We start from the raw sequence: 23254 nt of genomic DNA, 5'->3' as shown, positions 1-23254 counted from the left end.
TCCTCCTATTTGATAACGGAATCCATTTTACCCAAAGTTGCTGGACCGGCGATTCCATCTGCAGCGAGCTTGTATTTTTTCTGAAAAGCTATAACGGCATTTTTCGTTGCTGTATCATAAGTTCCAGTTGCTTTCCCCTTATAAATTCTAGCTTTTATTAATTTCGATTGCAAGTTGGTAACTGCTGTCCCCTTTGATCCTACTTTTAATACAGGGTAGCTTTTTGCAACGGCTTTGGTGGAAGTAGTTGCTTTAGTACTTGTTGCTGTAGCAATAACAGTATCAAGCTTAGACTGTGTAGCTGGACCAGCGATTCCATCTGCAGCAAGCTTGTATTTTTTCTGGAAGGCAACTACCGCACTTTTAGTCTTTGTATCATAAGTACCAGTTGCTTTTCCTGAGTAGCTGCCAGCTTTTATTAATTTATTTTGCAAGTTGGTAACTGCTGTCCCCTTTGATCCTACTTTTAATACAGGGTAGCTTTTTGCAACGGCTTTGGTGGAAGTAGTTGCTTTAGTACTTGTTGCTGTAGCAATAACAGTATCAAGCTTAGACTGTGTAGCTGGACCAGCGATTCCATCTGCAGCAAGCTTGTATTTTTTCTGGAAGGCAACTACCGCACTTTTAGTCTTTGTATCATAAGTACCAGTTGCTTTCCCTGTGTAACTACCTACTTTTATTAATTTATTTTGCAAGTTGGTAACCGCAGTTCCTTTTGAGCCTGCCTTTAATACAGTATAAGACTTTACGGCTGTTATAGTTTTTGCTGGAGTTGTTGATTTAGCCGCTACAGTCGTTGTTTTAGCAGGGGCTGGTGCCGGTTTTCCTACAGGCTTTGGTGCCACTGCTTCCTGTGCTGGCGCTGAAATCGCACCAGGGGTATTAGCTTTTGGCTGTGAAACAGTTTGTGTAATATTAGAAGTTGTAGAGGTAACTGAACTTTTCACCTTCAACACTTGTCCAATATTGATAACATCTGATGTTAAACCATTTAATGTCTTTAATTCAGTGACAGCCATATTATGATCCGTAGCAACTTTCCATAATGAATCCCCTGATTTTACCGTATATGTTGTTGTTTGAATTGTAGGCGCCTCAACTACTGGAGCAGTAGTTGGGGTCAAAACAGCATTACTTACTTTCAATACCTGCCCAATATTGATAGCGTCCGATGTTAGTCCGTTTAAAACTTTTAATTCATCGACTGTCAACTTATGCGCTGTTGCAATTTTCCATAAAGAATCGCCCGATTTTACCGTATACGTTATTTGTGTTGGTGAAATTTCACCGGTTTGTTCTTTAGGCTGGTCAGGATTGACAGGAATGACTTCCACTCCTTCATGGGACATCCAGGTTTTATAATATTGCCACATAGAAGTATTTTCCTGGCCTAAGCTCCAGCTTCCAGTCCCTTTGATTTCATACTTGTGAATAAGTCGTAATTTCTCTCTAATGGAATCATTATTTTCATACCAAATATGGTAGGTTCCTGGGGCTAATGTTTTTCCTGCAATTGTTGTAGTTGGATCTCCACTTTTAATGGTAATAGTAGCCTTTGGAGATTTTGAAGCCTCGTCAAATACTACATTCCCACCATATTTAACTAGCATTTCATCTACCTTTGTATTTGAAATTCCTTTTCCACCCTCACTTGCTGGAGCACCTTCTTTCCAAAAACGACCATAAAAAGGAACTCCTAAAACAACCTTGTCTGCTGGAACACCCTGCTTTAAAGCATATTGAATAGAACGGTCCACAAAGCCAATACTCGCAACCGGCCCCTCAGGACCCCCTTCATAGGACTCATCGTAGGCCATTATCATGAGATAACTTGCGTATTTTGCTAATTCCTTGTAATTGTAGGTACCATGCCAGCCTTTTGTCCAACCGTTTGGATTTGCCGCCACCGCAACAGATACTTCTTTATCTGCAGGTAATTTCTCTCGCAATAATCTCACTAGATCTGTATAAGCGTCTCGATCCACATCTGTTGTATTCTCAATATCAACCTGAACACCATCTAAATTGTTTTTAATAATCGCGTTTGCAATTTGAGTTGATAAAGCTTCACGGTTTGCTAAGGCTGCACGCCCAAGAGTACGATCCCAATGATTACTTAAAAAGGGCACAACCTTTATGCCACGATTATGCATTTCGTTTACAAATTTTGAATCAAACTGACTCGTCAATTTTAAGGACCCATCCGCATTTAAGTCAAAATAACTTGGGGATACAAGATTTAGATTCCCTTGCGTCTTGTCTACTTGTGAAATATAAGAGCTTGTATTCCCGAAATAAAGATAGCTCATATTAAAATCAGCTTCATGAGCCTCTGCTTTTTGCATGGGAATGGTTGTTAGGAGTAGCGTTCCTGCTACTACAACGATTGAAGCCACCTTAAGCTTCGGAAACTTCTTTTTTACGAAGTTAACTGCATTATGTCTTAATGAATCGTCTTTGTTGAAGTTAAATTCTGCACCAAACTCGGTATTTGTTGAATTCTTTGGAACCTTCATATGTAAAACAATTTGCAATTCACCATTCTCATGCTTAAGTTCGACTGATTCAAAGTTATACATCATAAATCATCCACCACCTTTTAAAATAGTATGATGGACTTCGAAGTAAATCATGTATCATTAGTAAGACAAAAAAGGGACTAAATGAAAATTAGCCCCTACTGACACTTATTTATATTGCCATTTATATGGATCTTCCAAGTTACCCCAGGAAGCATCAAATTCAGCTTGTGTTAATAAACAACGATCAAGCTCTTGAATTATTTCTTGTTTTTCAAGATTTGTTCCGATAATAACTAGCTTAGTCATTCGATCACCAAACTCCAATTCCCATTCCCTTTGAATTTCTGGATTATTTTCTAAAATTTGCTTTTGTTGGTACTCTGGTAAAGCAGCTACCCAGTATGAGATTGGCTCGATTTTAACTGATGGACCTGCCTGTGAGAAAAGAATGGCTACATCCTGATGGGAAGCACTCCATATAAGTCCCTTTGCCCTTAAAATGGAAAGTGGCATTTGTTCACTCCACTCGTTGAAACGAACAGCGTTAAATGGCATTTTTCTTGTATATGTAAAAGATGAAATGCCATATTCCTCAGTTTCTGGAGTATGATTTTCGTGACCTAGCTGCAGCTCTTTTAACCATCCAGCAGAATTTGCTACTTTCTCAAAGTCAAATCTTCCAGTATTTAAAATCTTACTTGGTTTAATATTTCCGTTTACTGTACGTATTAATTTCGCATCAGGTTGAAGCTTACGCAAGATATTCTCTAGCTTCTTCAATTCTTCCTCGGACACTAAATCACATTTATTTAATATTAATACATCACAAAATTCAATTTGGTCAATCAATAAATCAGCGACTTCTCGTTCATCTAATTCGCCTACTGCTTCTTTTCGATCTAATAGGCTTTCTCCAGATTGAAAGTCATGCCAAAAACGATTTGCATCCACAACGGTTACCATTGTATCTAGCTTGCATAGCTCTGGCAGGTTAATTCCTGAGTCTTCATCAATATAAGAGAAGGTTTGAGCAACGGGAATCGGTTCACCAATGCCCGTTGATTCAATTACGATATAATCAAAATCTCCTACTTGTACGAGCTGTTGTACTTCGATTAGCAGGTCTTCTCTTAAAGTACAGCAAATGCAGCCATTCGACATCTCAACAAGTTTTTCTTCAGTTCTTGAAAGCCCTCCTCCCTTTTTCACTAGCTCTGCATCAATATTAATTTCACTCATGTCATTTACAATAACAGCAACCTTCAAGCCTTCTTTATTTTGCAGGATATGGTTCAGTATTGTTGTCTTGCCTGAACCTAAGTAACCGCTTAGCACAGTCACTGGAATTTTTTTAGCCATCCTTTAACTCTCCTTCATTTAATTCAATCAAATGAATTATTCTTAATTTACCAGCTCGACTTTTTTACTCCTGGTATTTGGCCCTTGTGAGCATATTCTCTAAATTTAATTCGAGACATTTTGAATATTCGTAAATACCCTCTTGGTCTGCCAGAGATTTCACATCTATTTTTTAACCGAGTAGGTGATGAATCGCGAGGTAGCTTACGAAGTGCTTCATAATCTCCTTTTTCTTTTAATTCTTTTCTTATTTCAGCATACTTTTCGACCAATGCTTGCCTTTTCATCTCTTTAACGATTTTAGATTTTTTAGCCATAAAAAATCTCCTTTCACAAACCAGTTATTTAGTTTCCTGATGTAAAGTTCTTTTTTTAAGCCGTGGACTATACTTCATCAATTCAAGACGTTCAGGGTTATTTCGTTTGTTTTTTGTAGTGATATAATTTTTGTCTCCTGTTTCCGTACATGCTAAAGTAATTTTGGTTCTCATAGGTTCCTCCCAATAATTTAGTCGTAGTATTACAGTTGAATTCATCAATTAGTAACCATTACTATTTGATAAATAAAAAAATAATCCTGAATAATGAGGATTATGAGACTATTGTAAATCGTAACGATTACTATTTACAAGTTTTTTCTATTAAATATTTTTCGAAAAATTAAAGAAGCCCCGAAATTTATTCGAGACTTCTAGTTATATTACTTATTCTATTTTACCCTTAAGATTTTGGGTGCGGAAGGCTTATTGTTTACTTCTTTACGCAATTTATATCTCCTTGCCTTATCTTCTTTAATGATAGCTCTTCCCAAATTAACAAGTAATGCAAACATCAACCCGGTTCCAATGATTAAATAAAGTACTGTAAATAACTTCGTACCCGTTGTAGATGGCACTAAATCTGTATCTACTCCAGTTGGAATCAGACTTACAACCGCGAAATAGAAAGCATCTATTTTCGGCCAGCCTTCATACCGTGAATAGAACAATGTACCAGATAAGACAATTAAGGCAACTGTGGTTAAAATACTTAAAAATTGTGGCTCTTTTATTCCGTGGTATAATCCTTTTAATAGCCTTTTAAAGCTTAAGATGACTGATAGCATGTAATTTCTCCTTTATAAAACCTACATTGTATTACATCTATTAGTCATTATTGAATATTTGAGCCACAATATACAACTAAGAATGCACTATCAAGCTTTGGAAAGTACCAAATACTTCTTAAACTAAATGTTTTTCTTCTTCTCTTGTGTTAATTTCTTCAATTGTAGCTTGAATTGGTTGCTTTCCTACGAATGTCTCGATTAAATCCTTCATATCAATTCCTGAAGAAGCCTTTAATGTTTCTTGTAAGCTACCCATAAGATTAGTTGCATAGGAAGTGATACGATTTGCACCGCCGCCTTCCCCATTTCCTGTATCCACCACTGTAATTTTGTCGATATTCGATAATGGGCTTGCGATTTCTTTTGCGTATTCAGGCATCATACGAACAATCATATCCAAGACAGCCGCCTGACCAAATTGGTCGAATGCTTCGGCAATTTTACGTTTTGCCTCCGCTTCTGCTAAACCTTTTAGACGAATGATTTCTGCTTCTGTTTCCCCTTGTGCTCGTTCTGAATCGGCTTTTGCTAAACCGTCTAAACGTATTTTTTCAGCTTCTGCTTTTGCCAAGGACTCGATTCGATATTTCTCTGCATCAGCTTGCGCTAAATCCTTCATTTTTTGGGCAGAGGCATTTTGTTCAATTGCATAACGATCTGCATCAGCCTTTTTCTTCACCTCTGAGTCGTATTGCTTCTCACGACGTAAAATCTCTTTTTCCTCTAGTTCAATTTGCTTTTGACGTTCAATAATGCGAACCTGCATTTCCTGCTCTGTAACCTGTTGCTTAGCTCTTGCTGATTCTAGCTCATAGGCTTGGTCAGCACGTGCTTTTGCTTTATCTTGCTCAAGCTTATATTCGGCAATTTTGAGCTGGTTTTCCTTTTCTGCCTCTGCAATTTCTGTTGCTCTTTGAAGCTCGGCCTTTTGTGCTTCTTTTTCAGCTTCAGCACGTTTAATACGTGTTTCTTTTTCAGCTTCAGCTGTGGCAATATCTGCGTCACGCTTAATTTGTGCAATTCTTGGTTTACCAAGAGAATCTAAATAGCCATTCTTGTCGCGCACATCTTTAATCGTAAAGGATACAATCACTAATCCCATCTTTGCTAAATCCTGAGATGCTACTCTTTGAACTTCCTGCGAGAATTTATCACGATTTTTATAGATTTCTTCTACTGTCATAGAACCTAAAATCGAACGTAAATGCCCCTCTAAAACCTCTTTTGCTTCATTTTCACGATCTGCTTTGCTTTTTCCTAAAAATTGCTCAGCTGCTGTAGCAATTTCTGAGATAGATCCACCGATTTTAATAATAGCCGTACCATCTGCGGTAACAGGTACACCCTGCTCCGTATAAACCTCAGGTGTAGTTACTTCTAGCTTACTAGATAATAGACTTAATGGCTCTGACTGCTGGAACACTGGGAATACAAAGGTACCCCCTCCACGAATAATTTTTATGCGATTACCTGAATCGTCTGTATGCACATTTTTTGAGCCTAAAAAGCTCCCTGTAACAATCAACCCTTCATCTGGTCCCACCGTTTTGTATTTTGTAACATACACCACAATAATGGCTAAAAGTATAAATACTGCGATCCCGATAATAATTAATGTACTTGGCATTTTTCTTCCTCCTATAATTTAAATTGTAAGTGAGACTCATATTTCTTTACATAAACCGTACCTTCCTTTGCTTCTATGATTAGGACCTGCTGATCATAGTCAATCGGTTCGTTTTCAAAGCCCGTTGCTCGCTTAGATATAATTCCATTAACCGATTCGATTACAATCTCTCCGTAGCCATTGGTAGGTATCGGGACAATTACCTTTCCTACCTGCCCCTCTAGAGATTCCTCAGTATAAGCTAAGGACACTTCAGCACTTTTTAAAGGAACGAGAATAAAGAAATAAATTAAACCGCTAATAATTGCAGAAATAATACACGCAATTATGAAAATCAACGTATTGGATAGGGCTGTGAATTTTTCTAATAAGAAGCCGCCAGCTGAAGTAATTGTTATGAAGGCTAAAATAACTGCAGGATCTACAAAAGGAATCCCTTCAAACAAACCATCGAAAATTTCAGAGAAAAATAGGTACAGAATGGTAATACATCCAACGATAATGAGGGTAAATAAATAAACTGTATGAAGTTCAGCTCCAAATAGCAACAAATAACACCACCTTTACCAAATAAATCCTTACAGCTTATATACGAATCATTCGACACTTGGTTTCAAAAAATTATAATTTTCTTAATAAAACAAAAAATCCCTTTATCTTTTGGATAAAGAGAGAATTTCTTGATTTATTTATTTCTATCATAAATGCAATAGGTATAGCTATATCCATCGGGAGTTTCAATCGGTTCACTTTTTGATATTAGAGACCATCCATCACCATACGTCGGAAAGAACGTATCTCCATTAAACTCATGCTCGATATGAGTGATATAGAGACGATCAGCAATCGGGAGAACTATTTTAAAAATCTGCTCTCCACCAATAACCATTACTTCTGCTACATCACCAGCAAGTCGTAATGCTTCCTCCAAACTGGTAACAACCTCAATTCCTTCTGCTATATAGTTTTCATTTCTGGTAATTACGATATTTCTGCGGCCTGGCAATGGTCGTCCAATTGAATCAAAGGTTTTTCTTCCCATAATCATCGGTTTACCCATCGTTTGTTCCTTAAAATATTGTAATTCTCCAGGTAGATGCCAGGGCATTTTGTTTTCATAGCCAATTACTCGATTTTTGTCATGAGCAACTATTAGTGAAATCATTCTATCTCTCCTATCATCATTTCTTTTTCTATTTTATACTTTTTTATTCATATTTTTACAAAAATCTTAATATAAATAAATAATAGACTTTTATATATGCCAGTATACACAGCTTAAAACTTGTAAAGGAAGTGGAAAAATGCATACCCTTGTTAAACAAAAATTAGCAATTACTTTAGAAGGATACCCTATTCAAACAGAAATTAATGATGTGGTTTATGAGGATCTCATTGAAAGCAAAAGCAAGTATCTTCTATTAGATGAAGAGAAAAACACCCTTACATTGAAGCGTTCTTTTTTTAAAAAGAACAAGCAGGTACAAAATATAACTCGCTTTTTTGTCGAGCTCTCTGGCGATGAGATAACAATAGAAGCTCCTTCTGAGAAGAATGATTTGGTTTTAAATTCAATTTTTTGTGACGATATCATTGATACAAATTATAAAAATAAAACCATAGCTATTCTATTAGAATCCCCTCATATCGATGAGTATGAACAGAATACAGAAAAACTTATTCCTATTGGAGCAGCTCAAGGTCAAACCGGTAAAAAAATAGAAAAAAGTATAGAAAGTTTAATATTAGCTCTTAGGGAGCATCAGGCTATAGAGGAACAGCATAAATATCGCGTAATAATTATTAATGCGGTGAATTTCCAGACGTCACTTCATTTTATACATGAAAAACCAATGAACAACTATTATCGCGAGCTACGAGATAAAATGTGGCAAAAAATGTGGACAGAAATTCCACAAACAAAGAATGACTTTGTCAATCAGCTCGATTCACTTAAGAAGGACTCTATTCTTATAAACGCTTGCCCTAAGTCTTTAAAGCCGCTTATAAATCAGGAGTTAATTCAATTTGTTAATCGATTTTCACTCTTTGAGAGCAATCACCCGAGCTCCACAGAAATTTGGACAAAAAGTTTATTTAAGCTAAATTAGCTTAGAGAATAATTATCATTATTTATAAATTATGTTAAACTAAATGTTGAGTTAAGACAGTCCTTTGCTGACTGTCTATTTTTATTGGCATAAAGGTTATAATAAGGAAGAGAAATTTTGGAGGTTAGTAAAAATGACACTTAATTTATCAGAGGTTTATATTGAGCGTTGTGACAAAGATTCTGAAGAAGTAATTGCACAGGAACAGGCTGCATTTTTAAATACATCCTTAACACATTTAAAACAACATATGAATGAATTTGTTTACATTGAATCAAATTCTTTTGAACCAATCAAAACAGATAGCCTCTCTTTTGAAGTTGACGATGTTTTTAAAACGTATATGGTTTTACTTGGTTTGAAGGTACAAAAGAAGCATGCTCCCATTATTAAAGCTTATTTAGAAGAAAACCTACATGGTGAGGAAATCTACTCAAGTATGATGTTTTCTGGAGAAGACGGGCTTTGGGATATCAATATCCCCCTAGATAATATGGACGGCTTCCGTGAAGAAATGACAATACAAGACGCAACTTCACTAACTTATAGCTTCATCGGACAGTTAGTAAGTGCCATAGAACAGCAGTAGTTAAAGGATGATTACCAATTGAATAACAAACAACAGAAGGTAACTTATATTTACACATATGTACATCACAAAAATGAACACGACCTTTGTCGAATGGAGATGCGCTCATTTTTCGGCTTCGATACCGCTTTAAACTTTTTAATAAGTGATATAAAGGTGGATCCAAGTCGTAGTCCATTTATCGAAGAACGGTTGGAAGTGATGTTTGAGGCTGACAGCGTCTCTGACATGAAAATTTTAATTCAGGATATTAAGGTCAGTGCTTCGACATATAAAGTCTATTGTTTTAATAGAATGGATTTAGGCGAAACAAAGAAAATCCCTCACCCTGAGCGGAGACAGGTTGAACGCGAGCTCGGATTAGTTATCGATGGCGAACCAGATCTTGATAGTCCTGAGGTCGTGTTTGGCTTAGTGCTACTCAACAATCGTTGGTATTTTGGGAACTATACTAAAAGCAATTCAGTTTGGCATGAACATTTACATAAGCCTAATAGCTATTCCACAGCACTTAATACACGAGTGGCTCGAGCAATTTCCAATATAGCTGTACCACATGTGGACGGAATCCGTGCCATTGATCCGTGCTGTGGGATTGGTACTGTAGTAGTTGAAGCACTATCCATGGGAATTGATTTAATAGGACGTGATATTAACCCTACAGTGTGCCAGGGTGCTCGCGAAAATATCGCATATTTCAATTTAAAAGGCGAAATAACAAATGGGCCAATCTCTGAGGTCAGTGAGCATTATGATGTGTGTATTATTGATTTACCATATAATCTTTATACACATATTACACGCGAGGAACAGTTTGATATTATTAAACAAGCTCGAAGAATCGCAGATAAATGCGTCATCGTAACCATTGAAACCATCGACGATCTAGTGGAAGATGTCGGCTTCAAAATCATGGACCGCTGCATTACAAAAAAACATCTATTCGTCAGGGAAATATTATTATGTGAATAAAATTAGTACTCCCAAATGTTTGGTCCAAAACTTTGGGAGTACTATTATACTATCGTTTAACCCACTCCTCTGCTAGGATTGCATAAAAGTATTCATCCCACCATTCTTCTCCACAAGGTATGCACTTTTTAAAGTATCCTTCTCTACGCATACCAAGCTTTTCCATAATACGATAAGAAGGTATATTTTCAGGCTGACATGTTGCGATTATCCGATGCAGCTTCATATCAGTAAAGCCAAAATTTAATAGCACTTGCGCTGCTTCTGTTGCAAACCCTCTATTATAATAATCCGGGTTAAATACCCAACCAATTTCATATGTATGCTCTCCGAAATACCTGAAAAATTCCATATGGCCTATTAGGATATTTTTATTTTTTAATATAACTGCAAATTTCTTAGGATTCTCTCCCATATTTCCGAGCACAAGTTTCTTTGTTTCTTCTTCATTCATAACCCCTTCAGGCATGTATCTCATTACTACTGGAGATGAAGTATATTTACTTACCTCCTGCACATCATCCATAGAAAATTTGCGAATAAGTAATCTGTTACTTTCTAAATACATTTTGATAATCTCCAATTCAATATACTTTATTGCCTTAAAATAATTCGATTAGTATAAGCTGTATACCTTCATTAAAATAATATTAATTTTCCTCTATAAGTAGGAAACGATTGACATTTTACAAAAAAATGAATATACTGAAAATAATTATTTTGAACGGAGGTGAAGAGAATGAATACATTAGCTGTGACGACATGTGTAAATAATGACCGTTTCCTTTATTTTTCACGTGTCATTACTTTCGATTTTGCGACTAACGGGATTCGTATGCCCTTTTTTAGACAAATAAATCGAAAACACAGCTGATTAGCCATTCTTTTCACAAACTTTAGAAAAGACTGCTTGTTAATCGAGCAGTCTTTTTTATGTATAAAAATACATTTAAAGATTGGCTTCACTGTGTAAAAATTGGAGGAAAACACAGTGTCCATAAAAGCAGAGAATATTACGAAAATTTACGGTGGTACGGTTATCTTTGAAGGTTTAACAATAGATATTCATAAAGGAGAGCGTGTTGCAATAGTAGGACGCAATGGCTGTGGCAAAACAACTCTTCTCAAGCTTTTCTCTGGCATAGAAAAGCCAGATGCTGGGAGAATTATTAAAAGAAAAGGCACAACAATTGGGTATTTGCACCAAATTCCACCCTATGAGAATGTATCTGCTATCGATGTGCTTAAAGAGGCTTTTTCAAACATTTTATCTATGCAAACACAAATGCAAAGTTTAGAGCAACAAATGTCTTGTACAGCCCACCTTGATAAGCTACTTAAACAATATGGTGAAATACAGGAACAATTTATAGCTCTTGGTGGCTATGAAATAGAAGCTAAAATTCAAATGATTGCTAACGGATTAGGTATTACTCCCCTACTCCAGTCCCCATTCCAGCTTTTAAGTGGTGGCGAAAAAACAAAGGTCATGTTAGGTCAAATTTTATTACTCAATCCACAAATTTTATTATTAGATGAACCAACAAATCATCTGGATATGAATGCAATCGAATGGCTTGAAAATTATCTAAAAAGCTATGATGGGACATTAATTGTTGTCTCTCATGATCGACAATTTATGAATGAAGCAGTTACGAAAATTATTGAAATTGATAATGGCGAGCCCTTTTCTTACATCGGAAATTACGATACCTTTGTAAAAATGCGCGAGGCTAGAATTTTAAACGAATTTGCTCAATATGAAGAGCAGCAAAAGAAAATTACCAAGATGAAAGAAACTATCAAAAGGTTAAAAACATGGGCAAATGAAGCAAATCCACCCAATGCTGCCCTACATCGCCGCGCAAAAAGTATGGAAAAAGCCTTAGCTAGAATTGAATTAGTAAAGAAGCCGATTGTCTCAAAGAAAATGCAGTTAAAGCTTGAAGCAAATGAACGAAGTGGCAAGGATGTAGTCCTATTTGAAAAAGTAAAAAAGCAATATGACAAAGTTCTGTTCGAAGAGCTTTCCCTTCAATTACGCTGGCAGGATCGTCTCGCAATCGTTGGTTTAAATGGAACTGGAAAATCCACATTACTGAAAATGGTGACAGAAGAAGTTTTACCTGATGCCGGCAAAGTAATTGTCGGAAGTAATGTGAAAATCGGCTATTTATCGCAGAGCTTTGTTTACGAAGATGCCAATGCCCGGTTAATTGATGTTTTCCGGAAAGAAGTATCCATTACCGAAGGAGAAGCACGTCACGTTTTAGCGAAGTTTTTATTTTATGGCTATGATGTCTTTAAAAAAGTGAAGGATTTAAGTGGTGGCGAGAAAATGAGGCTCCGCTTAGCCCAGCTAATGTATGAAGATATTAATCTCCTAATACTTGATGAACCGACCAACCATCTAGATATTGAATCAAGAGAGGTCCTGGAGGAAACGGTGCAGCATTTTGATGGTACCGTATTAGCCGTTTCGCATGATCGCTACTTCTTAAACCAGCTCTTTTCCAGAATTGCATGGATAGAAAATCAAAAGCTCTATTTATATGAAGGCAATTATCAATGGGCTCGAGAGAAGCATGGACAGTATGAAGTCAATGTAAAGACAGAACTGCCACTAAAGCACAAAACTGATAGTATACCTATCGATCAGCAAATCGAAAAACTTGAACAAAAAATAATAGAGAAAAAAGCCAAGTTCAATAAGACAAATAATAATACTTACGAAAATGATCTTAAAAAACTAGAATCCCAGCTTGAAAATCTTTTGTCAATTTGGGTAAATGAATTTGAAAAATAGAATTCATTTATAAATAATTTTCTTTTAAACAAGAAAAGACTTAGTTCTATTTTCCAGAACTAAGTCTTTTTAAGTTGTTATTTAACTAAATATTCTACTTTTTCGCCCTCTAATACTTGAACAATATTTTTTGCTGTTTTTGTTCGAAGCTCTACAATCGCTTCTTCCGAATAAAATGCACTATGAGGTGTTAAATAGACATTCGGAAACTGAATTAACTCACTCGAAAGAGGAATTGGTTCAATTTCAGCAACATCAAGTGCTGCTCCTGCAATTTTGCCACTTTTCACCCCTTCAATTAATGCACATTCTTTAATGATTGGACCACGAGCGGTGTTAATGATTAAAACACCATCTTTCATATTAGCAATTCTGTCTTCGTTAATTAAATGATGTGTAGTTTCGGTAAGCGGAAGATGTAAAGACAAAATATCAGAAGTTTGAATAATTTCATCTAGTTCAACTTTTCTAACATTATATTTACTCATTTCTTCAGCAGTAACAAACGGGTCGTATGCAACTAATTGAAAACCGAATGGATTCACCTTTTCAATTACTCGTCTTGGGATTTTTCCAAAACCTAATACACCAAAAATTCGATTTTCAAATCTATGGATTGGAACTCCTACCTTAAAATCCCAAACACCATTTTTTACCGCTTCATTTAATTGAACGATTTTTCGTGATGAGGCCAATAGAAAAGCTACAGTATGGTTGGAAACTTCCTCAATTCCATAATCGGGGACATTTGTAACTGTTATACCTTTTTCAAGGGCAGTAGGCAAATGAATTGTGTCGACCCCTACTCCATATCGAGAAATCACCTTGCATTTTTCCAATTGAGATAATACTTCTGCATTTAACGGAGCATATTGATTAATAATACCATCCGCATCTTTACAGATATCAATAACTTCCTCAGGTGTTCGACATTGAGCAGCAACAAACTCAATGTCGAGATTTGACCCAGAAAGAACTTCTTCTTCAATCTTCAAATCATGATACTCATAATCTGTAACCACAATTTTATATGTCATGACTACACTCCTCTATCCGCCGTTACTTTCGAGATACCTAATCCTTCTGCACCTAGTTCAGACATGACTGCATCTGGACAGTATCGGTTGATAATCTCCATCCCTATTGAAGCTCTACGCACACGTTCACGAACTAAAGATATGTTCGTTGCTTCCCACTGCTTTCCAGAAGGATAAACATCTGGATGGTTTCGAAGACCAAATTTAATATAAACAGGAGCTAATACACGAATCAACTCTGGGATTTCATAATATCTTAAGAATCCACCGAAATTATCAGGAACTTCAACATAAAGATCGATTGGTATATCAATTGTTTGTCGTATCGCCGCTAATTTATGTAAAGTTAGCGATGATGGAACATTGTAAGTACCTGCTCCCAGCTCTTCCATTATTTTTACTGAAACAGGATTACATGCACCCATTTGTACAGAGACTTTCACAACAAAATCTTCTGGTAATAGGCCTTCTTCTTTCATTTTTTTTGTCATTAATAATAATCCTTCATCAGCTACTAAAGCACCTCGTAAACCAAGATCTGCGCCACGTTTCAAATCTTCCATTGCATACACAAGTTGATTAGCGCCTTCGTGACGTAATGCTTGTGATTTACCTGCAGATGTTAACGGACCTGCACTTATATCCCATGTTCCTCTTGGTCCAACAAATAGACTAAGCTCCATTCCGCGCTCAGCTGTTAATGCACACATTTCCTTTATTTCATCATCCGTCTGTAGCATAATGCCACTACCTTGAGAAACACGATGAATCGTCAGTCCGTATTCATCAATCGCCTTTAACGTTTCTTTTAGCGCAACTGGACCTTCGACACTTGGTATTTCAATACGATATTGTGCACCATCAGGGAATCTTTTTTTTGATGATGGTAAATCCGTATAATCTGTATGTGGATATCCTAATTTCTCTAATAGCTTTTGAGATTCATTCATTAATGAAACACCCCTTGTTCAATAATAGAATCAATTAATTTCCCAGCTTTTTTGCGTGTATCTTTGTCATACTTACTGAATGGCTTTCTCACACCTGTTTGTAGATCATTGAACCAACGATAATAAGCACCTTCTTTAAATGTCGAGAAGAGTGAATTATTAATATCATAAACTTCCATTAGGGAAGATATTTGAACTTGGTATTTTTGAATTTGGTCAAAATCCTTTGAATTTAAAGCTTTTAATAAATTGACTGTTACTTCCGGTAAAAAATTGGTGGTTCCGTTAATGCTGCCAGCAGCACCTATTAAGTAGCCATCAACTAGATGTTCATCAAATGCCGTAAAAACATCGAATTGTGGATGTTTTCCTTTAATCTCTTTCAATACTTTACGAATTCTTCCAAAATCCGATACTGTTTCTTTGATTCCACGGATATTAGGTTGATTTTCTACTAAGGTCGAAATAACTTCGATTGGGATTTCTTGCCCCGTTAATTGCGGAATATTATATAGATAAGTATTAATTGAAACCGCGTTAGCAATTTCACTGAAATACTCAACCATTTGGTCATTTGTTAATTTCCAATAATACGGGTTAACCGCCATTACCCCTTCTATCCCGACAGATTCTGCGTATTGTGCTAATTCAATAGATTCTTTCAAAACCGTATTACCTACACCAACTAAAATTGGTACACGACCATTTATATGCGGAACGATTTCTTTCAAATATTCCATCTTTTCTGATAGTTTTAGTGATGAAAATTCTGAAGAACTTCCTAATAACAAAACACCATCAATTCCTGAATCGATTAATTTATCAATATGTGTTTTATTCAATGAATAATCGATTTCACCATTTTGATCGAAAAAGATTACAACTGGTGGAATAATCCCTTTAAACATTACCGCACCCCCTTATTCTGCTTTTACAAATACCGTTTTAACAGCCGTATAAAATTCTTTCGCAGATTCTCCTTGCTCACGAGTTCCTGTACTTGACATTTTCATGCCTCCGAATGGAGCTTGAAGTTCTACCCCCGCACTCTCAGCATTCACACGAACTAAACCTGCTTCAATTTCTTCCATGAACGTTAGAGCTGAACCAATATTTGTTGTAAATATTGATGCACTTAGACCATATTGAGTGTCATTTGCAACTTCAATTGCTTCTTCAGTTGTATCCACTTGAATTAATGAGATAACAGGTCCAAATATCTCTTCTTGAGCTATACGCATATCCGAAGATACATTTTCAAAAATTGTCGGTTCTACGTAGAAACCATTTGTATTTGATTCTACAGGTTTTCCACCGTATATAATGTTAGCTCCTTCTTCCTGCCCAATTTGTATATACTCAAGAACCGTATTATATTGACTTTCATTCGCACAAGGGCCCATCCAAGTATCGTTTAACAAACCGTCACCAACCGTTATTTTACTCGCTTCCTCAAGTAACATAGATTTAAATTGATTGTAAATACCTGATTGAACGATAACACGGCTTGAAGCAGTACATTTTTGTCCAGTTGATTTAAAAGCACCACTTAGTACGGCATTTACTGCATTATTTACATTTGCATCATTTAATACAATGACAGGGTTTTTACCGCCCATTTCTAATTGATATTTCACACCATTTACCGAAGCAGCTTTTGCTACTAAATGCCCCGTATTTTCAGACCCAGTGAATGTAATCCCATTAATGTCCTTACTATTAATTAGTGCATTTCCCACTTGGGAACCACTGCCTGTAATGAAATTCAGTACCCCTTTTGGAAGACCTGCTTCTTCAAAGCATTTCACAACTTTTGCTGCAGTAACAGCTGCTTCTGAAGCTGGTTTAAAGACAATCGTGTTACCATAAACTAAAGCTGGAGCGATTTTCCAGATTGGAATAGCTACTGGGAAATTCCATGGTGTTATTATTCCTACAACTCCTAATGGTGCACGTTTTGTAAACATTAGCGCATCTTTATCTGATGCAGGAATAACATCTCCTTCTTTACGAGCGCCTTCTGAAGCATAGTATTTTAAGATTGCTATACCTCGTTGCGTTTCACCAATTGCTTCTGGGAGGGTTTTACCCATTTCTTTTGTTAATGTCTCCGCTACATCCTGTAGATTATTCTCAAGCGCTTCTGCTGCTTTATACAAAATTTGCCCTCGGTTGAATTGACCTAATTGGCGCCATTCTTTTTTAGCTAGTTTTGCAGCATCGATTGCTTCAGTAACTTCTTCAATTGTTGAAAATTGAACAGAGCCTACCACTTCGAGATTTGCCGGGTTAATGCTATCTATTAAATTGCCACTCTTACTTTCTCTCCATTCACCATTAATATAATTTGAATATACTTCTCCCATCATGCTTTCCCTCCTACTGGTTTTGATAGACTTTATTTTTCAACGTACCGATTTGTGTACTTGAAATAACAATTTCATCTCCAATTTCCAATGTGAAACTATTCGGTGGAACGATACAAGTACCTGTTAATAGAACTGTTCCTGGTATAACATCATTTTCATAAACTAAATAGTGAACAAGTTCTTCTAGTTTTCTTTTTAATTGACTAACAGAGGCACTTCCAGTAAATAGTTCTTTCCCGTCACGGTAAATTTTGCAATTGAGTTCAATAGAATAAGGATCATCAATCGCTTCAGGTAATAGAATCGCAGGACCAAGCGCACATGAGTTTTTCCAAACTTTCGCTTGTGGTAAATAAAGTGGATTTTCTCCTTCAATATCCCGGCAGCTCATATCGTTACCAAGTGTAAATCCGATAATCTCTTCGCCTTCCCCAATCACTAACCCTAACTCCGGTTCAGGTATTTGCCAGTTTGAATCTCTTCGAATATATACATTGTCGTTTGGACCTACAGTTCGACGTTTTGTGGATTTCATAAAAATTTCTGGACGAGGTGCATCATATACTTTGTCATAGAACGTTTCACTATTTAATTTCCCATCTGTCGCTTCGTAATTACGCGCATGTTTACTTTGTAAATACGTCACACCAGAAGCCCAAACTTCATCTGCTTCAATTGGTACGACTAAATCAAGTGAATAAATTTCAATATTGGATTGTCGTTCTAATTGATTTTCATCAATATAGATTTCTGCAGACCATTGATTTTCTTTAAGTAGCTTGTAAAAAGTTACATAATCAATGTCACCAATTTCCACAAATTCATTTTGACTTGTGATTAATGCAGATACTATACGTTCCCCTTGTTTGAAACGAATAAATTTCATCCTAATCCCTACCCCTTCACAAGACAATTTTTTTATAACCTAAATTGCTAGAAACTATTTCTACGCATTCTTTTAAATATTGATAATTTCTTTCGGCAACCTCATCATTAATGTGAGATTTCGGCGTTGAAACACTTATCGCAGCGATTACTTCCCCAGAAAAGTCATGTACTGGCATGGCAATACAAATGATTCCAGGTTCATTTTCTTCAAAATCCGCTGCATAACCTTTTTCTCTTACTCCTTCTAATTCCTCAACAAATGATTTATATGAATCTATTGTATTGACTGTAGTTTTCTCGAAAATATAGCCATCCATCAGAGATTTCAACTGACTCTCATCAAGAAATGCAGCTAACACTTTACCAACACCACTTGAATGCAAAGGTACTCGTTTTCCTATTCTTGAGTAAATCACTAATGCGGAATGTCCATTGATTTTATCAATATAGATTGCTTCTTTACCTAGCAAAGTAACTAGGTGGACAGTTTGATTTGTCTGTTCATTTAATTTTTCCAAATGAACCCTTGCAACATTTCGGATATCCAATTGACTTACCATTAAATGGCCTCTTTCATATAATTTCCAACCTAATGAGTAGTCCGTTGTTTCATTATTCTGAGAAATGTAGCCATATTCTTTCAATGTTTTTAATAAGGAATGTACGGTACTTTTATTTAAATCTAGTTTCACACTTATTTCTTTAATGGATAGCTCTCGATTTGTATCATCAAATAATTCCAATATCGCTAGTGCCCTAGCTACTGATTGAATGATAGGCATTTTACTCACGTTCCTCAAGGAAGCAGCTGATGAGAATAATGGTCCTTATAAACTAGTTCTGCTTCTTCAAATACTTGAATAGGTACTACACCACAAGAAGCATCAGTATGACCAACCATTCTATTTACCGCTGCAACCAATTTTTGTCTTTGTTTAATATTTGATAAACGATTTTGATATAATAGTTGGCGATTTTCTTCCTGTTTTAAATCTTCTACATAGATTAGGCTATTTTGGTTGACTAATGAATTGCTATTAATTAAATCAATTCGTTTATTACGTAATTGCAAATGCAGTACATCACCAGTTTTCAAGTAGCCAATTCCTCCACCTTGTATTGATTCTGGAGTCATATGACCAATCGCTGCACCGTAAGTTACACCAGAATATCGCCCATCACTGATTATTGTACAAACTCTTTTCAGAATTCTATTTGCATTGATATGTTGCATAGGGGTAAACATTTCAGGCATGCCAAATGCAACAGGACCTTGACCAGCAATAATAACAGCAATTTTTAAAATACCTTCTTTCGCCATTACATCAAACAATTCATCATAAGAAGTATTTTTTAACTCTTCAAACCTTTCTGGTGCATTATACTTTAGCGTTTGAATCAGTTCTTTTTCCTCAAAATGTCGTTTTCCCTTAATTTTTTCTATTAATTTTGAATCTAGTAAACTTTCATTCGCTTGATCTTCATTTTCAAAATATAGTACAAATGCTAACTTATCATCAAACTGATTTAATTGAGGGGTTGGCATTCCACTAATTTTTACAACTGCACTTTCAAAGAAATTCCCACGTAACACATCGACTCCACTAAACGAACGACGAGGTCTATTTAAAATCACTGGATTTTCTTTTATATTGCCTGAAGGTAGTGCATCAGAGTATTGTATCCTACTACGCCAAGATGTACCTGTCACTGTTAGTGCATCTTCATCCATTGGTACACTATTGTTTAATAATTCATAAAATAATGTTTCCATTCCTCGACTATTCCCACTGCAGCATTGCATTGCTAAAGCAAATATGTCGCGGCCTTCAGTCAGGCTATAATCAAATAAATCGGGAATTGGATGTTCTTTATGAATCTTTTCCACATCCCATAATGTAAATTTATATCCTGCGTAGATCATCGCCGATACCATATGCATCATTAAGTTTGTTGAACCACCTGATGCACTATGAATACGGATGGCGTTTTTAATGTTTGCATGTACAATTTCCGCAACTCCAAATTCAGGTTTATTAATGATTGTTGCTAGTGCATCAATAGTTTCATTGATTTGTTGTTGATTTGGTGGTTGAGTTAATAACTCAACAGCTGGATGAACTAGACCTAAACCAGCAACAACATGACGAGAACTATTCCCTGTACCATTAAATGCACAAATACCTCCTTGAGTATCACAGGTTGCAACCGCTAATCGCATTTCAAAATATTTATGCTCCTCTTTTGTGATAATGTTTCTTTCTAATGCACGTTCGAAAACGCCTTGGAAAGATGTATTTGAAGAGCATTGTAAAATATAACTCATGGTATCTTTTAAATCATTTGCAATATCTTTATGTCCCATTACAATTGCTTTGTCATAAACTTTATTTAATTGAATAACGACATCTTCAGGTATAGTACCACCCTGCAATACATGTGCCGGTGCAAAGGTTGCAAAAAACGGTGCATCACCACGAGACTGACGTAATCGATCTAAATGAGCAAGACCGCTTACTACACCTAATGGCTGTTTGTCACACCCTTGAATAACAAAAGCACCATGATAACTATGTGCTTCTAATTGATTTACTATCATTTGTGCAACTGCATTTCTACTCTGTAATGAATAGCTCATTCCTTGATTACTTTGCGCTGTTCCATCACACATTACTGGTGTGGAAAAGTAGAACGGAACACCCCCATTTTGCCAAATACGAATAGCTGCTCTCGAAGAAGTTAAATAATCCATAATATGTGCAGGGTGATCTGGTGAACCGCCAATAATTGCAATACGTGGTGCGTTATTTTCTAATCGATCATAAATTGCATCTAACGTCCAATCTGGTACTCCGCCTTCATATAAAGGTCCTAGAATTTGTTTAGCACGGTCTAATAAGCCTGCAACCGTAATTGGCTCATTGGCTTTTCCTTGTACATTTTCAGAGTAGGGATTCACACCCTTTTCAATTTTTGGAAATAACATTTACTCTCCCCCAATTTGCTTCCTATAGTAAAAGTAATGATAAAGCTGGAATAAACGTAACAATCAATAAGATGATAATCATTACAACAATAAACGGTAAAATTGCCTTTGATAACGATTCCAACGAGATGCCTGAAATACCCGCACCAACAAATAAGTTCACTCCAACCGGTGGTGTGATAAATCCGATTGCAAGGGCAACAATCATAATAATACCGAAATGTATTGGATCATATCCGACTAGTGTAGCAACCGGAAGCAAAATAGGTGTTAAAATAATAATTGCTGCAATTGTGTCCATGAAACATCCAACTATAAGTAGTAATAGAATCATAGATAACATAATAATTATGGGGCTAGATGATATTGACAACATACTTTCAGCTATTTGATTTGGAATTTGCTCCATTGCCAGCAACTTACCAAAAGCAGTGGCAGTACCTACAATAACTAAAATTGTGGCGGTCATTAAGGCAGATTCGATAAAAACATCTGCTAGTTCTTTTAATTTAAGTTCTCGATAGAAAAAGAGTCCAATTATAAACCCGATAAATACTGCTGCAGCTGCAGCCTCGGTTGGTGTGAATATACCACCATAAATTCCGCCCAAAATAATAACAGGTATTAATAAAGACCATTTTGCATTCCAAACTTCTCTCCCTATATTCTTAATGGAAATCTTCTTACCATTTCCTGCATAGTTGTTCTTTTTCGAGTAGTAATATGCATAAATCATTAAACCAAAGCCCACTAAAATTCCTGGGATAATACCCGCAATAAACATATCACCAATTGAAACACTGCCTGATACACCGTACATAACCATTGGAATTGAAGGTGGTATAATTACCCCTATTGATCCAGCAGAAGCTACTACAGCAGTAGCAAACTTACGATCATAACCTTTACTAACCATTGCCGGAATCATAATTCCCCCAACTGCAGCTACAGTAGCAGGACCTGAACCTGATATAGCTGCAAAAAACATACACGTTACTATTGATGTCAAAGCTGTCCCACCTACAACAGATCCTACTATAGATTCTGCAACGTTAATCAGTCGTTTTGATATTCCTCCACGCCCCATAATTTCACCTGCAAGGATGAAAAATGGAATTGCTAAAAGTGGGAAGGAGTTAACTGAGGTAGTTAATTCTTTCATTAAAAACTCTAAAGGCATTCCACCATCGATTAAAAGTGCTATCATGGCCGCTAATCCTAGTGCTATACCAATAGGAACAGCAGCAACTATTAGAATTCCGAAAGATGCAAACAATGTAATTCCCATTTACTGATAACCTCCCTTACATTCACTTAAGAAATACCCACTTCTTTTTTCGTTTCTAATTCAGGTTCTTGCTGGACTACTTGTGCACTTTCTAGAGGGGTATTATCTTGAATTTCTTTCCCATCTTTAAATATTTTTGTTTCATAAATAATTCGTTGTACTAAGCGAATGGTTGTTAAAAACATACCGATAGGCATACCCAAATACATAATTGACATCGGGATACCAATTGAAGGTGCTATTTGACCTGTTGATTGAATAGTTTTCATAATTGTAAAACCATAGTAAGTAGCATAAATAGCAAAATATAAGAATAAAACATTTGCTATTAAATTAATGATAAATTTCCCTCTTCTTTTAACTATTGAAAAAATGGCTTCTACACGGACGTGCTTAGCACGTTTTACTCCGTAGCTTATTCCTATGTAGACAAGCCAGATGAAACAGAACCTCGCCAATTCTTCGGACCATGTTAATGAATTTTCCATTACATATCTCATAAATACTTGAAGAACCGTAACGACTGTCATTACGACTAACAATATTAATAAGATGACTCTTTCAATATTGTTATCTAGCCATTTGATTATTTTCATGCATTCATTCATCCCCTTGTTTTAAAGTGGAAAGGCTGTATTATTC

Annotated in this window: 23 protein-coding genes; 5 read left to right on the top strand and 18 right to left on the bottom strand. The window is 36.1% G+C overall.

Translation table 11 applies throughout. The annotated features are described in order from the left end of the window. Positions 1-5: 5 nt before the first annotated feature. From LG296_RS08925 to folA, 8 genes are all read right to left on the bottom strand, one after another. The gene (locus tag LG296_RS08925) at positions 6-2582 is read right to left on the bottom strand and encodes a peptidoglycan-binding protein (RefSeq protein WP_404427947.1); all 2577 of its coding nucleotides are present in this window, start codon (positions 2580-2582) and stop codon (positions 6-8) included. Positions 2583-2687: 105 nt separating this feature from the next. After that, positions 2688-3881, bottom strand: coding sequence for a GTP-binding protein (locus LG296_RS08920; protein WP_404427946.1), 1194 nt, complete (start codon positions 3879-3881; stop codon positions 2688-2690). Between the two features lie 47 nt (positions 3882-3928). Then, the gene (gene rpsN, locus LG296_RS08915) at positions 3929-4198 is read right to left on the bottom strand and encodes a 30S ribosomal protein S14 (RefSeq protein WP_107935680.1); all 270 of its coding nucleotides are present in this window, start codon (positions 4196-4198) and stop codon (positions 3929-3931) included. A 24-nt stretch (positions 4199-4222) separates the two neighbouring features. After that, entirely contained in the window at positions 4223-4372 is a 150-nt protein-coding gene (rpmG, locus tag LG296_RS08910; RefSeq protein WP_107935677.1) for a 50S ribosomal protein L33, read from the bottom strand. 218 nt (positions 4373-4590) lie between these two features. Further along, positions 4591-4986 (bottom strand): potassium channel family protein, encoded by a 396-nt coding sequence (locus tag LG296_RS08905; protein ID WP_107935675.1) that lies wholly within the window; start codon positions 4984-4986, stop codon positions 4591-4593. A gap of 118 nt (positions 4987-5104) precedes the next feature. Then, a complete protein-coding gene (locus LG296_RS08900; RefSeq protein WP_107935673.1) occupies positions 5105-6616 on the bottom strand; it encodes a flotillin family protein in 1512 nt (503 codons plus the stop codon). An 11-nt stretch (positions 6617-6627) separates the two neighbouring features. Continuing rightward, entirely contained in the window at positions 6628-7167 is a 540-nt protein-coding gene (locus tag LG296_RS08895) for a hypothetical protein (RefSeq protein ID WP_107935671.1), read from the bottom strand. A gap of 134 nt (positions 7168-7301) precedes the next feature. Beyond that, on the bottom strand, positions 7302-7781 hold the full coding sequence (gene folA / locus LG296_RS08890; protein ID WP_107935669.1) for a type 3 dihydrofolate reductase: 480 nt from the start codon (positions 7779-7781) through the stop codon (positions 7302-7304). 139 nt (positions 7782-7920) lie between these two features. On the opposite strand from folA, the gene LG296_RS08885 reads away from it, so the two are divergent. From LG296_RS08885 to LG296_RS08875, 3 genes are all read left to right on the top strand, one after another. Further along, complete coding sequence (locus tag LG296_RS08885) at positions 7921-8727, top strand: hypothetical protein (RefSeq protein WP_107935667.1); 807 nt, start codon at positions 7921-7923, stop codon at positions 8725-8727. Between the two features lie 133 nt (positions 8728-8860). Beyond that, a complete protein-coding gene (locus LG296_RS08880; protein WP_107935665.1) occupies positions 8861-9316 on the top strand; it encodes a branched-chain amino acid aminotransferase in 456 nt (151 codons plus the stop codon). An 18-nt stretch (positions 9317-9334) separates the two neighbouring features. Next, positions 9335-10288: a TRM11 family methyltransferase gene (locus tag LG296_RS08875; protein ID WP_146223218.1), complete on the top strand. Its 954-nt coding sequence runs from the start codon at positions 9335-9337 to the stop codon at positions 10286-10288. Positions 10289-10337: 49 nt separating this feature from the next. On the opposite strand, the gene LG296_RS08870 is transcribed toward LG296_RS08875, so the two are convergent. Continuing rightward, positions 10338-10856, bottom strand: a complete 519-nt coding sequence (locus LG296_RS08870) for a GNAT family N-acetyltransferase (RefSeq protein WP_107935663.1) — start codon at positions 10854-10856, stop codon at positions 10338-10340. A gap of 171 nt (positions 10857-11027) precedes the next feature. Between LG296_RS08870 and LG296_RS08865 the strand changes: the two genes are divergently transcribed. Together LG296_RS08865 and abc-f are read left to right on the top strand one after the other, a co-directional pair. Next, positions 11028-11162, top strand: coding sequence for an RAxF-45 family protein (locus LG296_RS08865; protein ID WP_255502527.1), 135 nt, complete (start codon positions 11028-11030; stop codon positions 11160-11162). A 117-nt stretch (positions 11163-11279) separates the two neighbouring features. After that, positions 11280-13094, top strand: coding sequence for a ribosomal protection-like ABC-F family protein (gene abc-f / locus LG296_RS08860; RefSeq protein ID WP_107935661.1), 1815 nt, complete (start codon positions 11280-11282; stop codon positions 13092-13094). A gap of 77 nt (positions 13095-13171) precedes the next feature. On the opposite strand, the gene LG296_RS08855 is transcribed toward abc-f, so the two are convergent. The 9 genes from LG296_RS08855 to LG296_RS08815 are packed head-to-tail and all read right to left on the bottom strand — an operon-like array spanning position 13172 to position 23208. Then, positions 13172-14131, bottom strand: coding sequence for a C-terminal binding protein (locus LG296_RS08855; protein ID WP_107935659.1), 960 nt, complete (start codon positions 14129-14131; stop codon positions 13172-13174). Between the two features lie 2 nt (positions 14132-14133). Then, positions 14134-15081 (bottom strand): U32 family peptidase, encoded by a 948-nt coding sequence (locus tag LG296_RS08850; protein ID WP_107935657.1) that lies wholly within the window; start codon positions 15079-15081, stop codon positions 14134-14136. Next, entirely contained in the window at positions 15081-15989 is a 909-nt protein-coding gene (locus LG296_RS08845; protein WP_107935655.1) for a dihydrodipicolinate synthase family protein, read from the bottom strand. Before LG296_RS08845 ends, LG296_RS08850 begins: the two co-directional genes overlap by 1 nt. Before the next feature lie 12 nt (positions 15990-16001). Further along, a complete protein-coding gene (gene gucD, locus LG296_RS08840; RefSeq protein ID WP_107935653.1) occupies positions 16002-17450 on the bottom strand; it encodes an alpha-ketoglutaric semialdehyde dehydrogenase GucD in 1449 nt (482 codons plus the stop codon). 10 nt (positions 17451-17460) lie between these two features. After that, the gene (locus LG296_RS08835) at positions 17461-18336 is read right to left on the bottom strand and encodes a fumarylacetoacetate hydrolase family protein (protein ID WP_107935650.1); all 876 of its coding nucleotides are present in this window, start codon (positions 18334-18336) and stop codon (positions 17461-17463) included. Positions 18337-18352: 16 nt separating this feature from the next. Continuing rightward, a complete protein-coding gene (locus LG296_RS08830) occupies positions 18353-19120 on the bottom strand; it encodes an IclR family transcriptional regulator (protein WP_107935648.1) in 768 nt (255 codons plus the stop codon). Between the two features lie 14 nt (positions 19121-19134). Further along, the gene (locus tag LG296_RS08825) at positions 19135-21324 is read right to left on the bottom strand and encodes a dihydroxy-acid dehydratase (protein WP_107935646.1); all 2190 of its coding nucleotides are present in this window, start codon (positions 21322-21324) and stop codon (positions 19135-19137) included. Between the two features lie 22 nt (positions 21325-21346). Next, the gene (locus LG296_RS08820; protein ID WP_107935644.1) at positions 21347-22612 is read right to left on the bottom strand and encodes a TRAP transporter large permease; all 1266 of its coding nucleotides are present in this window, start codon (positions 22610-22612) and stop codon (positions 21347-21349) included. 26 nt (positions 22613-22638) lie between these two features. Next, positions 22639-23208, bottom strand: coding sequence for a TRAP transporter small permease (locus LG296_RS08815; protein WP_181418066.1), 570 nt, complete (start codon positions 23206-23208; stop codon positions 22639-22641). Positions 23209-23254: the final 46 nt, after the last annotated feature.

The sequence above is a fragment of the Ureibacillus chungkukjangi genome (assembly GCF_044795995.1).
Classification (GTDB): domain Bacteria; phylum Bacillota; class Bacilli; order Bacillales_A; family Planococcaceae; genus Ureibacillus; species Ureibacillus chungkukjangi.
Note: the sequence above shows the minus strand (reverse complement) of the source record. Positions and strands in the feature narration are given on the sequence as shown.

Bases quoted from the DNA above. Each gene is read 5' to 3' on its own strand.
- LG296_RS08925 (WP_404427947.1), bottom strand. From the start codon at position 2,582: ATGATGTATAACTTTGAATCAGTCGAACTTAAGCATGAGAATGGTGAA.
- LG296_RS08920 (WP_404427946.1), bottom strand. From the start codon at position 3,881: ATGGCTAAAAAAATTCCAGTGACTGTGCTAAGCGGTTACTTAGGTTCA.
- rpsN (WP_107935680.1), bottom strand. From the start codon at position 4,198: ATGGCTAAAAAATCTAAAATCGTTAAAGAGATGAAAAGGCAAGCATTG.
- rpmG (WP_107935677.1), bottom strand. From the start codon at position 4,372: ATGAGAACCAAAATTACTTTAGCATGTACGGAAACAGGAGACAAAAAT.
- LG296_RS08905 (WP_107935675.1), bottom strand. From the start codon at position 4,986: ATGCTATCAGTCATCTTAAGCTTTAAAAGGCTATTAAAAGGATTATAC.
- LG296_RS08900 (WP_107935673.1), bottom strand. From the start codon at position 6,616: ATGCCAAGTACATTAATTATTATCGGGATCGCAGTATTTATACTTTTA.
- folA (WP_107935669.1), bottom strand. From the start codon at position 7,781: ATGATTTCACTAATAGTTGCTCATGACAAAAATCGAGTAATTGGCTAT.
- LG296_RS08885 (WP_107935667.1), top strand. From the start codon at position 7,921: ATGCATACCCTTGTTAAACAAAAATTAGCAATTACTTTAGAAGGATAC.
- LG296_RS08880 (WP_107935665.1), top strand. From the start codon at position 8,861: ATGACACTTAATTTATCAGAGGTTTATATTGAGCGTTGTGACAAAGAT.
- LG296_RS08870 (WP_107935663.1), bottom strand. From the start codon at position 10,856: ATGTATTTAGAAAGTAACAGATTACTTATTCGCAAATTTTCTATGGAT.
- LG296_RS08865 (WP_255502527.1), top strand. From the start codon at position 11,028: ATGAATACATTAGCTGTGACGACATGTGTAAATAATGACCGTTTCCTT.
- LG296_RS08855 (WP_107935659.1), bottom strand. From the start codon at position 14,131: ATGACATATAAAATTGTGGTTACAGATTATGAGTATCATGATTTGAAG.
- LG296_RS08850 (WP_107935657.1), bottom strand. From the start codon at position 15,081: ATGAATGAATCTCAAAAGCTATTAGAGAAATTAGGATATCCACATACA.
- LG296_RS08845 (WP_107935655.1), bottom strand. From the start codon at position 15,989: ATGTTTAAAGGGATTATTCCACCAGTTGTAATCTTTTTCGATCAAAAT.
- gucD (WP_107935653.1), bottom strand. From the start codon at position 17,450: ATGATGGGAGAAGTATATTCAAATTATATTAATGGTGAATGGAGAGAA.
- LG296_RS08835 (WP_107935650.1), bottom strand. From the start codon at position 18,336: ATGAAATTTATTCGTTTCAAACAAGGGGAACGTATAGTATCTGCATTA.
- LG296_RS08830 (WP_107935648.1), bottom strand. From the start codon at position 19,120: ATGCCTATCATTCAATCAGTAGCTAGGGCACTAGCGATATTGGAATTA.
- LG296_RS08825 (WP_107935646.1), bottom strand. From the start codon at position 21,324: ATGTTATTTCCAAAAATTGAAAAGGGTGTGAATCCCTACTCTGAAAAT.
- LG296_RS08820 (WP_107935644.1), bottom strand. From the start codon at position 22,612: ATGGGAATTACATTGTTTGCATCTTTCGGAATTCTAATAGTTGCTGCT.
- LG296_RS08815 (WP_181418066.1), bottom strand. From the start codon at position 23,208: ATGAAAATAATCAAATGGCTAGATAACAATATTGAAAGAGTCATCTTA.